Source organism: Aquimarina sp. AU58 (assembly GCF_900312745.1).
In the GTDB taxonomy this organism is placed as follows: Bacteria; Bacteroidota; Bacteroidia; order Flavobacteriales; family Flavobacteriaceae; genus Aquimarina; species Aquimarina spinulae.
In genome coordinates, this window is sequence record NZ_OMPD01000014.1 from 3,432,286 (window position 1) to 3,445,825 (window position 13,540).

Consider the following 13,540-nt stretch of genomic DNA (forward strand, 5'->3'; position numbering starts at 1 on the left):
GAATTTAGACTGGTATCTGTTTTTAGCATACAAAATGATAGAGTATATATTTAGAAACCACAACTAAAACTACCTATAGGAGATCCATCTGGTATTTTGGGAGATGGTAATGCTTTAAAATCTCCTGGTTTTTCTATAAACTTATTAATTTGATTCAGGTAATATTCATTATACATCTTATCAGTAACATCACCTGTCTTATTTTTAAGAAGGGGGATTAACCCTTTAATTTTGGCATAAGCAATAGCATTAACCTGTGAATATGCTTGTGTATTTTTACTTAAGTTCATTAAATGTTTTAAAACATTAGCTTTTACCATATGTTGAATTTCTTTATGGTACTTATTTTTAGCTTTGGTTTCAAAAGAGAATTTTAATAATTCATCTAGAGTTTCTACTAATCCTAACTGGTTTTGATCTAAACTTTTTTGCTGTACCAGTCGAGATGCTCTTTCGGGATGCAATAACAAAGAAAGACTCATATCACTTGCTGTAGAAGCTACGCTTAGTGCATCAAAACCAACTCCTGTTTTTCCTTTAAAAGATTCTCTGGTTCTACCATATCCAAAAGCTCTTGGTGGAAATAATTTTAATTTATCTTCTGGAATAGCCAAAACTTCAGGAGATAATGTCTTTAAAACTGCTTCAAGTGCTTCTTTTTGTTTTTTTAAATTAACTGTTTCTACAATTGTTTGTTGATCACCTTTAACCGAATAATTATAATTTAGTCCCCCAATAAGCTTTACTGTAGCCTCGGTCTGGTACCTGTGGAAAAAATACAATGGTACAAAAACATCTTCCAAAACCGAATATGGTTCATTACTTCTGATGTTATCTGAAGAAAAATTACGTATCGCAACTTCTCTAATTTTCAGCATATTGTCTAGCTCTTCGGTAACACTTTTACCATTATCCCATAAATGAGCTAATTCATGTGCTCCTCCTTGCGGTCTGGCATCACTATCCGAAATAAAACGAAGGCCAGATTGATAGGCAGTATTCAAAATTTTGTTAAGTGCTTCTTTTTCATTAGTATTTTTATCAAATTCTGAATAACTGTATGCCACTGTGACCTTATCCCATTCTCCTATATTGGTATCATACGCATTCGACAAATCTATTTTACCATCCTTAAGTGCCACTGTTGGGTGAGGATAATCCATTACCGACGCTCTTCCGTTTGTACTTGCGGTAAAATTATGCGCAAAACCAATAGTATGACCTACCTCATGCGCAGATAATTGGCGAATACGAGCTAGTGCCATTTTCAACATAGGTTCATAATTATCATCACGAGTAGCAAAAGGTTGATTTAATAATGCCTGAGCTATCAAAAAGTCCTGACGTATTCTTAAACTCCCTAAGCTTACATGTCCTTTAAGAATTTCCCCTGTCCTGGGATCAACAACACTTGCACCATAACTCCACCCCCTGGTAGAACGATGCACCCATTGTATTACATTATATCGTAAATCCATAGGGTCTGCATCTGCAGGTAACATCTTAACCTGATACGCATCTTTAAAACCAATTGCTTCATATGCCTGATTCCACCATCTTGCCCCATCTAATAGTGCTGATCGCACTGGTTCTGGAGTACCAGGATCTAAATAATAAACAATAGGTTCTTTTGCTTCACTTATATCTTGATTTGGATTTTTTTTCTCTAATCGATGTCTAATAATATAGCGCTTCTTTATAGGATCTTGTACTGGTGTTGCATAATCCAGGTAAGAAATAGATATAGCTCCACTTCTGGGATCAAACTCTCTTTTCTTATATCCATCATCTGGTAGTTTTACAAACGAATGATGCTGAATAACAGTTAAGAATTTTGAGTCTGGTGCTACAGATCTAATATTTCGCCCTGTAGGTGAGCCTTTATAAGTAATCAAAGCCTCAAATTCTACATTTTTAGGAAAAGCTTTGGTTCTTTCGAGACTCAAACTGCTTCTGGTTTTGTCAACACTGTACGTTCCTTCTTTTTGATACTTTAATCGATTAATGATGTTATGCGTATCCTGTAGAAGAAAAGGAGTTAAGTCAATAATATATGTATTAGACTTTTCTTCTTTAATAGGAAATCCAAATAGCACAGATTTTGCAAAAGCCTGTTCGACACTTCTTTTCTCTAGTGTATTGTCTGTTATAGCGCGGTATCGTTGATTGGGTTGCACCAGTAACAGCTTATTACCTGCTTTTTGAAATTTTACCACTACGCCATCACCAATCTGTCCTCTGTCTAATCCTATATCATTTGATCCTAATCCTGTAGCCAACGAATGTACATATAAAAATTCTGAGTCGAGCTTATCTACTTCTAGATAAATCTCGTCTTTTGATTCATTATAATAGAACTTAAAATAGCCATCAAAAGATGCCAAATTTTTCTGTTTTTCTAAAAATTGAGCAGAAATGATATTCCCTGCTAGAAAGAATAAACAAATGAAGCGTAGTTTCATAGACTGATGATTTATGTGATAAAATTTCTAAATCTATAAAATAACACAAAAATTACTTCTTACTGAACTGTTAAATCTTATTTTTGTCAAAAATAAATTAGATTATGATCAATACTGAGACTTTACAAGATCTTAGGGAGCGCCTGGTTGCGTTAAGGAGGTATCTTTGACATTGATGCCAAACTTATAGAAATAGCCAATCAGGAAGAAAAAACATTTGCTCCGGATTTTTGGGATAATGCCCAGGAGGCCGAAAAATTAATGCGTACTCTAAATGCTGAAAAAAAATGGGTTTCTGATTATGAAAAAGGAGTTACATTAGTTGATGACCTCGAAGTTCTTTATGAATTTTATAAAGAAGGTGACGCTACCGAATCAGAAGTTTCTGAGCGTTATGATGAGACCAAATCATCAATTGAAGATTTGGAATTTAAAAATATGCTTAGTGATGAAGGGGATAGCATGAGTGCTGTTTTACAAATCACGGCAGGTGCTGGAGGTACCGAAAGTTGTGATTGGGCAAGTATGCTCATGCGCATGTATATGATGTGGGCAGAAAAGCAAGGTTTTAAAATTAGAGAACTTAATTATCAAGGTGGCGATGTAGCAGGTATAAAAACAGTTACTTTAGAAATAGAAGGAGACTATGCTTTTGGGTGGTTGAAAGGAGAAAATGGCGTGCATCGATTAGTACGTATCTCTCCATTTGATAGTAATGCAAAACGCCATACTTCGTTTGCTTCTATTTATGTGTATCCTCTTGCCGATGATAGTATAGAAATAGATATCAATCCTGCTGATTACGAGATTATCACATCTCGTTCTAGTGGAGCAGGTGGACAAAATGTAAATAAAGTAGAAACCAAAGTACAGCTCACCCACTTCCCTACCGGTATCCAGATTTCATGCTCAGATACAAGATCACAACAAGAGAATAGGCTAAAAGCATTACAAATGCTTAAATCACAATTGTTTGAAATTGAACTTAAGAAGCAACAAGCGCAACGTGATGAGATCGAGGCCTCAAAAATGAAAATAGAATGGGGTTCTCAAATTCGTAATTATGTCATGCATCCTTATAAATTGGTTAAAGATGTAAGAACTGCAGAAGAAACAGGTAATGTAGATGCTGTAATGGATGGAAATATCAATCAATTTCTAAAGGCTTACCTTATGACAATGGGGCAAAAAAATGACGATTAAAAAAACACAAAATTAAAATGATCACAATTTATCATAATTCGAGATGTAGTAAATCAAGAGGATGTCTTGCAATACTTGAAGAACAAAAAAAAGACATTACTGTGGTTAATTACCTACAAAATCCACCCTCAGAAAAAGAATTGAAAGAAATACTTAAACTTTTAGACATCTCTCCTATAGACCTGGTTAGAAAAAATGAAGCCATTTGGAAAGAAAATTTTAAAGGTAAAGATTATACCGATTCTGAATTGATCACTATACTCTCTAATAATCCAAAATTAATCGAACGCCCTATTGTTGTTAACGAAGGTAAAGCAATAATCGGACGACCACCAGAAAAAGTTATTGATATTATATAAGTAATCCCTCTCTTATAAAATATTTTTTTTCGCATAAGATTAAACCTTTTACATTTCTTCATGTCTAAATGCATGTAACGCATAATAGGTGATACTACGTATCACACATTTTAAATACATCACATTTAACACATCATTAACCGCCTTCTCGTATCTGCTTCGATACTTTTGGCCAGAATTATTCAATTTTAGAAATGAAGAAGTTTTTATTCTTACTGTTTTCGGCATTAACACTTATGCTATCAGCCCAAAACCGAAACTTTACAAAGGGGCCTGTAAATATTACTGGTTTAATCCTAGATCAAGATACCAACAAACCCCTCGAATATGCTACGATAGCTTTTTTTAGCCCCAGATTACAGAAAATTGTTACTGGTGGTATTACCGATAAAAACGGAAAATTTAATATCGAGGTAGATGCCGGAGTATATAACATAAGTGTAGAGTTTATTTCATTTAAAACAAAAAACCTTCCCAAACAAAAGTTATTCAAAAACACAAACTTAGGTACGATTACTCTCGGGTTGGATACCGAAACACTAGATGATGTAGTAGTCATAGCAGAAAAAACCACTGTCGAAATTAAATTAGATAAAAAGATTTATAATGTAGGTAAAGATCTCACAGTAAGTGGCGGTACAGTAAGCGATGTACTGGATAACGTACCTTCTGTCTCTGTAGATGTCGAAGGCAATGTTGCGCTTCGTGGTAACGATAATGTAAGAATCCTTATTAACGGAAAACCATCGGGTTTAGTTGGTTTAAACAGTACAGATGCATTAAGACAACTGCCTGCAGAATCTATAGAAAGAGTCGAAGTAATCACCTCGCCTTCTGCCCGTTATGATGCCGAAGGAACCGCAGGGATTTTAAATATTATTCTAAGACGAAGTAAACTACAAGGTATGAACGGAGCCATTACAATTAATGGTGGTTATCCTCTATCCGCTGGTATTTCGGGAAATCTAAATTATCGATCTGGAGATTTTAACTTTTTTACAACTTCAGGATATAATTATAGAGAAGTACCGGGGAATTCTTTTTCCCAAACTCAATATCTTTTTAGCGGCCTACCAAACTCCTTTTTAAGAGAAGAACGGGATTTTGACAGGGTACGTAAAGGATTAAATTCTAATATCGGTGTCGAATGGTATATCAACGAAACTTCATCTGTCACAACATCTTTTTTATATAGATCTAGTGATAAAGAAAGTAATACAACAAATAGAATTACAGAATTAAATTCTAATGGAGATATTTTGAGTCAAAATATTCGTTTTGATCCAGAAATCGAAGATGATATTACGAAACAATATTCTCTTAATTACACTAAAGATTTTAATACCAGTGGCCACAAATTAACTTTCGATTTTCAGATAGAAGATAGTAATGAAGATGAAAGATCAAAAATTACACAAGAAAATATAACTGCTGTAGAGCTTGTAGAAACAATAGAAGAACAAAATCGTATTCTGTTGCAAGCTGATTATGTATTACCTATCGGTGAAAACACTCAATTCGAACTAGGATATAGAGGTAATTTTAATGAGTTAGATACTGATTATTTGGTGCAATTAGAAGATAATGGATCCATAACAACAAATTCTGATTTATCAAACACCTTATTGTATACAGAACAAGTAAATGCTGGGTACACACAATTAGGAAGTAAATGGGGAAAACTATCTTATTTATTAGGACTTAGATTAGAAAGTACTCGAATTACTATTGATCAGCAAACTAGTAATGATTTAAGCAAAAAGAATTATACCGACATATTTCCTACGGTTAATCTGGGATACGAAATCTCTAAAAAACAAAGTTTAACTCTTGGTTATAACCGTAGAATACGCAGGCCTAGATCCAGATTTATTAATCCTTTTCCTTCTAGGTCTAGTGCTACTAATTTATTTCAGGGAAATCCAGATCTTGATCCAAGTTATTCTAATGCATTTGATTTAGGGTATTTAAATAGAATGGGAAAGCTTACTTTAAATACATCTATATATTATAATCACTCTACACAGATATTCACTTTTATTTCTGAAGATACAGGGGATACAACCATCATTGGAGCAGATGCAAATAACCCTGGTACAGAAGTTCCTGTTATTAGAAGAACACCTATAAACCTAACTAGTTCTGATCGATATGGTTTTGAGTTTACTCTTACTTACAACCCAAGTAGAAAATGGAGAGTAAATGGTAATTTTAACGCATTTCAGAATAGTGTTCGAGGAGAGAATAATGGAGAAAATCTTGATGCAGATAATTTTAGTTGGTTTGCAAGGCTTAATAATAAAGTTACACTACCTGCAAAAATAGACTGGCAAACCAGTATGTTTTATAGAGGGCCAAGTGAAAATGCACAAACAAAAAGTGATGGTATTTTTAGTATGAACTTTGCATTTAGCAAAGATCTTTTTAAAGAAAAGGCTTCGCTTACTTTTAATGTTAGTGATGTATTTAACTCTCGAAAACGAACAAGTACCTCTACTACTACTACATTTATGTCGGACAATGAATTTCAGTGGAGAGAACGTAGTTTTAATCTATCCTTCACCTATAGATTTAATCAGAAAAAGAAAAGACAACGCCCTCAAAGAGGTATTAATGGAGGTGAAGAATTCGAAGGATAACACTTATAGAATAATTAAACAAAAAAGGAAGTCATTTTGACTTCCTTTTTTGTTTAAAGTATCAATATAAAATAGGGTTTCATTAAAAAAATATTTTGTAAAAATGCCATCTAAACTTATAATTGTCCTACATATTTTTTAAACCGTTAAAGTAAGTTTGTTTATCAAGTAGCAGAAAAAATAGAGCTGGATTTTTTCTGTTTCCTCAAAACCCTTGTTTATTAACAAAACAAACTTTAATTCATCTGTTTATATGCATATTTTTTGGTTTTTCAATTAACAAACAACTATATGACATAACTAACTTTGGTAGAAAACATGTTCTTTTACTTTTCACTAATTTAAATAATATTCACATGAATAATACTAACCTACTTATAGCTACCCACAATACTTTTATAGTGGTTTATATAAATAATCGAGATACCATATTTGTTTGAAACCGAAGGCTTTTCTTTAACACTACCCAATGTGACGGATTAACAGTTAATTAATAAAATCATGTTCCATTTGTAGAATTTCATAAAGGTAAAAACACAAAATTAGTACGTGAATTATAGAAAATCTAAATCTAAGTTCTAATCATTCGTCACTAATTCACTAGGTATTCATCACAAAACCAAAATTGCTCAACATTTTTTTTGAAGACTTCAAGTATGTTTGTTTACAAAGCTAGCTATCGGTTTAGGGGTTGATTTCAAATTAAAAAAGTAGTGTACCCCTGAAAACCGTGACTATTTTTTCTCTAATAGGAAATAATATTGAAAAAAAAACACATCATAAAAAAGAGTGCCTAAAATCTATTCAATTTCAATAAAGAATAATATAGAAGAAAAGCTCTAAAGTATTAAAGCAAATATAAATATGATAGCAAAATACCTCAATTCGTCATCTAAATTTATTATTATTTTAATTATTTCAATATCTATTTCACCACAAACATTCGCTCAAGTTGACTTTGGTGTTGTTCCAAATAGTACATTAAAAATAAAGGGGGAGTTAAAAGTAATTGGTAATGCTATCACCGGCCTGGATCAAACCTTGGATGGTATACTATATACACCCAATATGGATTATGATGGTTTGCAAAGTAATAACAGTAAAACTTTCGGATATATTGATATAGACAGTGAAGATACATTTAGTTCTAGTAGTGCAGACCTGATTCTTCCTTCTGGTTGCGAAAAAATTGCGTATGCGGGCTTATACTGGTCTGCTACGTATTTTGTCGATAGGATGCCTGATGGTCGACCACGATATACTGACTTACCTCTAATAGATACTCGTCCGGATTTTAGAAGTGTAAAGTTTAAACCTCCTGGAGGGAGTTATATCACGATTCCACCTTCTCAAACCACAGTTATTTATGATGGTTATCCTAATAGCGATACCAACAAAAATCTGGATGTTTTAGATTTTGATAAAGATGGTGATACCACAGAACCAGCAGCAGCCGTAGACATGCCCTATGTTTGCTACGCAGATGTTACAGATATTATGAAAGGTATATCAAACCCATCAGGAACGTATACTATTGCTAATGTACGATCTGCTACGGGACTTGGAAAATCGGATTACCAACATCCTAACCAAATGGGTACTAACGGTATCTCTTCTGGGTGGGTATTAGTAGTAGCATATGAAGATCCTAAATTACCGGCAAAATACATAAGTACCAGAAGCGGGTATTTAGTAGTAGATGTAGGAGCTAAAAAAAAATCTTTTAAGTATGAACCTTTTAATACTTTGCCAGATGAACTACCCGTAAATGCCAGATATTCTATTGCCACTCTAGAAGGGGAAAGATATTTTAGCGGAGACATTTTGGAAATAGAAAAACCAGATTTTACAACACAAGAACTTTACACAACTCCTGCTAATCCCAAAAACAACTTTTTCGACAGTTCGATTTCTGAAAATGGTGAGTATGTGACTACAAGAAAACCTAAATCTAAAAATACTATGGGGCTTGATATAGATATTTTTGATATCGATAACCCCAAAAACACTATTATCCAAAATGGTCAGACATCGGCTACTTTTTTTACTTCTACTAAAAGTGATTCTTACAGTGTATTTTTTCATTCTTTTCAAATAGAAATTATTGAGCCCGAACTTACAGTTACCAAACAAGTATTTAATACTGACGACAAAGAAATTACAGGAGAAAATGTAAGCTTAGGACAAAAATTGTATTATAAACTTACTATAGAAAATCAAGGTAATGAAGATATTATCAATGCATCAATCAAAGATAAACTTCCTATAAATGTAGACTATATAGAAGGTAGTATTTCTACAGATAATTCTGGGGTAACTGCTGTTATTAACAGTAATAAAGATGAAATCAATATTACTATTGACAACAAATTATTGGTTAAAAACGGGGGTAAATATACTGTTGAGTTTGGGGTGCAAATTATTGATGATTGTTTTAAGCTGAGGGATGCATGTTCTAATGAGATTAAAAATGTAGCTCTTTCTACATATACGGGGGCTACTTCTGGGTTTCTCAGAGAAGAAAAGGAAAGTATTTTGGGGCAAGATACATGTGGACATGATATTACAGGAACTTCTAACGTTCTGGTGAGGGATGATATATGTACCAAACAAGCACAAGATGCATTTATTTGTACGGGGTCTATAGAGCTTGTTGCTGGTAATAATTTTGAAAAATATGAATGGGTAAATATGGATGCTCCTGGGACTATAATTGGAAATAATCAAATATTGAACGTTACAAAAGCCGGAACATACAGAGTTACCAAAATCGATAAAAAGTGTAAAAATGCAATAGAAATTTTTAAGGTTGATGCCTTTACTACTGTAAAAAATCCTGTTTTAGAAATTGTAAAGGATATTATTGATAATCCTATTCCTAATGTAAGTGGTAATATACGTACATGTACGATCACCGGTGAAGCTTTACCTGAGCTATTTTTATGTGGATCTGATACAGAATACACCATAAATTCTGAGTTTACAACAGCAACTAAAATCATATGGGAACGCTTAGATACCAAAGCTTGTACAATAAAAAAAGATCCTAATTGCCCTACCCCCTCAATAGATATCGATAATGTATGTATTAATGATTGGGGAAAAGTTGGAGAAGGGATAGATTATACAGTTAAAGAAAGTGGAGAATATAGAATCGTTGTTACTTTTGATGCTAATTGCACGATACCTTTTTACTTTAATGTATTTAAAAACAGCCTGGATCCAGAACTCAAAGTTTTAGAAGATATTGTTTGTTATAATCCCGGAACAAAAGTGGGAGCAGGAATATTACAAGTTCAAAAAACCTCAAATCAACATGAGTATGAATTGATTTTTAACGAAGAAGTTATTAGACCGTATCAAACATCCACTATATTTTCTGATTTAACAAAACCTGGTGAGTATACTGTTAACGTTCGTCAAAAAAATGGACCTAACGGAGCTTGCATTGTACAAGCAACAGCAAAATTAAAAGAATTCGATGCTAAAGAAGAGGTTACAGTAACATCTCCTTCTTGCCCTAATGATAGAGGGCAAGTACAAATAGTTGTTACAGAGTCAAAAGAATTCTATACGTATACTATAAATAGCACAGGCACAACCGACCCACATACAGATACAACAGGGCCCATCAAAAATGCGAAACATACGTTTAAAGGCCTTAACCCAGGCACATACCAGGTTTTTGTAGAATCCTCTGGTGGTAACTGTTTATTTGACAAAGATATAGAAGTAGAGGAACCAAAAGACTTTTCGGCTACAGTGAGACTTCTTAAAGATTTACATTGTAACCCGGGATATCAACCTGATCCAACTCTTAACGATCCAGATTCACCTAATTACGATCCTTTAGCATTACCCTTTGACTCAGATGAATTTATTGCAATATATAAAGTAGAAGTGACCGGAGGATCAGGGAATTATAGTTTTAATACCAAAGAAGATTTTTCAGGTATTACACTAGACCCACTGCCAGGTACATCATATGAATTTAGAGCTACTACAGCAGGTGTTTACCCTGTTTTTGTTAATGATAATACCAACAATTGTACAATCAAAGCAGGTAGTGTTAACGTAAATTCTTTTGAAACATTAAACGTAACTGTAACCCCTAAAAATCCTTTATGTTCTAATAATAAAGGGGCTATTCAAGTAGATGTTAGTACAGGAAAACCTGTTAGCTATATTTTAGATCAAGGAACAGCGACAGAGGTAACTATTAACTCAAATAATACCACTGAAATATTTAACAATGTAGATACATCGATATCCCATACTGTTACTGTTAAAGATAGGTATGATTGTGATTTTACCATCACTAACATAACTTTTACTGTGCCAGATCCTATTAAAGCTAGTGAAACTATTGTTAATATTACCTGTAATACAGATGGAAGCGGTAATAATCCTGGTTCAATCACACTTACTTTGGATGGAGGAACTCCTGATGCCGATGCAGCAAGCTATACCTACAAATTAACTAAAAATGGACTACCAATACCCCTAATTACTCCATCTTTCCCTTCGGCTGACCAAGTTTTATTTGCAGGTTTAGACTTTGGTATATATACTATTGAAGTCATAGATGACAATTTGTGTAGTGAAGTTTTTGGTTCTTATGAAATTAAAAATGCAGTTGATGAGCTAAAAATAGAAGTAAGTCCATTAGGTAATTGTGCTATTGGGTCTGTAGTAGACATCACCGTAATTAATGGATCTGGAGTTGATACCGGTGGCGCTATTGTAGGGTTTACAATCGAAGTAATCGGTGATCTCAACAATCCCGTTCAGGCTCTAAACGATAGAGCGCCAGATCCTGTTCCTCCCCCAACACCCCCAGGTCTTATTAAAGACCATCGTATTGACGGTACAAATGCTTTAGAATTTGGAAAAAGCTATACTATTAAAGTTGTAGACCTGGGAACAAACTGTGAATATCAGCAAAAATTCACGCTTATTGCTCCTGCAGCTCCTACAGTTTCTTTAGGAACTATAACTCATGAGCGCTGTGTAAATGGAAGAGATGGGGAAATTAAATTTACTGTAGACAATTACGATCCGATACCTGTCGATCTAAACTGGGAGATTTTTAATAGATTCGCGACCCCATCAGATCTTCCCGTACTTTCTGGAGGTCCCGTAACAGCAAGTGGAGGACCTATTTCAATAGATTCTAGCACAGAAGGAGGTTTGCCTCCGGGAGAATACTATATTCGTGTTACCGAGGTAACGGGTACCAGATTGTGTTCGGGAGTATCTCCAAATTTTAAAATAGAAGCAGCAGAATCTTCAATATCGATAAAAATCAATCAATTACAAGATGAAACCTGTAATCCCGGTGATGATGCTAAGATAGAAGCAGTTGTTACTGGTGGTACTGGAGCAATACAATACCAATTAGATAACCCAGGAGGAGGACCGCCATTAGTGCCATTTGGTAGTGATCCTAAATTTGGAGGTTATAAACTTGATGGTGGTATTGCACCAGCAGGAATAGACTATGTGGTTAGAGTAAAAGATGCTAGAGGTTGTGAGGTAACAAATACAATTAATATCCAACCCCCAATACCTTTAGAATTAGAAGAAATTGACCCAATTACTTTGGCTTGTTCTAATAGTGATGATGGTACAATTGTAGCTGAAGCTTCAGGTGGCCAGGGACCTGGAACCTATTTTTTTATGCTTGAATATCCAGATGGTTCACAAACTGGTAACATAGCAAGTGCTACAAATACTTTTGAATGGAATGATCTTAAACCAGGTCGTTATATTATTACAGTTACTGATAACTTAGCATGCCAGTTTTCTCGAAATGTGGATATTAATACACCATCTGCTGTAACCATAAAGGTAAATCAAGGACCTATAACTTGTCGTGCTGCTAGCCCGAATCCGATGATAGTTACTGCAGGAGGAGGAACGCCTCCTTATGAATTTAGCAGTGATGGAATTACTTTTGTATCAGGAACAAGTCCTTTTACATTCCCAACATTACCAAAAGGTGATTATAATTTCTATGTTAGAGATGCAAATGGATGTGTTTCTCCGGCGTCTAATACGATACAAATACGAGAAATTCCGGAAATAAAAGTAGCATTAGATCTAAATAACACATTTATTATTTGTTTTGGTGAGCGAACAGGTTCTATTAATGCAAAAACTGAAGGAGGTTTAGGTGATTATGGCTATCGAGTAACAGGTACAGATTACTTAGGAAATGCTGTTGAACTCCCTGGACCTATTGGTTCTGATAATACACAAACCACTAGTTTCTTTGGAGATCTATTAGCCGGAAATTATACCTATACCGTAACCAGTGGAGATTGTATGGATAATGTAACGCCTTTTGAAATACGCCAACCAAAAGAGAAATTCGTGGCAGAAGCCTTTGAAACACCTGTTACTTGTAGTGGTGAAAGAAATGGTAATATTAGGGTAACCGCTTCTGGTGGTACAGCCTCATATACGTTTTCTTTATATAATAGTGCAAATTTAGCCGTATATGAACTTAGAGGAGATGATATAGATAATCTTCCCGGGGAACATACTTTTGAAAATCTACTCCCAGACACCTATCGAGTAGAAGTAGAAGATGATAACGGTTGTCCGATAACTATTATTGATATTCAGATTATAGAACCAGCACCAATTTTGGCTACTGTAAATGCTACAACTCCAGAAGATTGTGCAGGAGATATGAATGGTACAGCTACCTTATCTATCACAGGAGGATTACCACCAGCAAATCCAGCAGATCCTAGTTATTTCTGGAGTATCGATGGGGTAACTTATCAAGCTGTTACCGATCCTGCGAATTTGTTTATAGATAATCTGCCAGGAGGTACAACTACAGTATTTATTAGAGATTCTCAAAACA

Annotated in this window: 5 protein-coding genes; 4 read left to right on the top strand and 1 reads right to left on the bottom strand. The window is 34.4% G+C overall.

The annotated features are described in order from the left end of the window. Positions 1 to 50: 50 nt before the first annotated feature. Positions 51 to 2,462 (bottom strand): zinc-dependent metalloprotease, encoded by a 2,412-nt coding sequence (locus DK441_RS26300; protein ID WP_109853499.1) that lies wholly within the window; start codon positions 2,460 to 2,462, stop codon positions 51 to 53. A gap of 104 nt (positions 2,463 to 2,566) precedes the next feature. Here DK441_RS26300 and prfB point away from each other — a divergent pair. The 4 genes from prfB to DK441_RS26320 form a co-directional block, all read left to right on the top strand. Further along, positions 2,567 to 3,665, top strand: a protein-coding gene (gene prfB, locus DK441_RS26305; protein WP_109853500.1) for a peptide chain release factor 2 whose coding sequence is annotated in 2 segments (ribosomal slippage) — positions 2,567 to 2,629 and positions 2,631 to 3,665 — 1,098 coding nt in all. Because the reading frame shifts where the segments join, the coding sequence is not laid out codon by codon here. Positions 3,666 to 3,682: 17 nt separating this feature from the next. Then, entirely contained in the window at positions 3,683 to 4,024 is a 342-nt protein-coding gene (gene arsC / locus DK441_RS26310; protein WP_025667790.1) for an arsenate reductase (glutaredoxin), read from the top strand. 194 nt (positions 4,025 to 4,218) lie between these two features. Then, positions 4,219 to 6,663, top strand: coding sequence for a TonB-dependent receptor domain-containing protein (locus tag DK441_RS26315; RefSeq protein WP_109853501.1), 2,445 nt, complete (start codon positions 4,219 to 4,221; stop codon positions 6,661 to 6,663). An 864-nt stretch (positions 6,664 to 7,527) separates the two neighbouring features. Next, a partial coding sequence (locus DK441_RS26320; protein WP_160112299.1) for a SprB repeat-containing protein occupies positions 7,528 to 13,540 on the top strand: 6,013 nt, incomplete at its 3' end.

Excerpts from the sequence above, each read along its gene's own strand:
- DK441_RS26300 (WP_109853499.1), bottom strand. The coding sequence starts at position 2,462 with ATGAAACTACGCTTCATTTGTTTATTCTTTCTAGCAGGGAATATCATT.
- DK441_RS26315 (WP_109853501.1), top strand. The coding sequence starts at position 4,219 with ATGAAGAAGTTTTTATTCTTACTGTTTTCGGCATTAACACTTATGCTA.
- arsC (WP_025667790.1), top strand. The coding sequence starts at position 3,683 with ATGATCACAATTTATCATAATTCGAGATGTAGTAAATCAAGAGGATGT.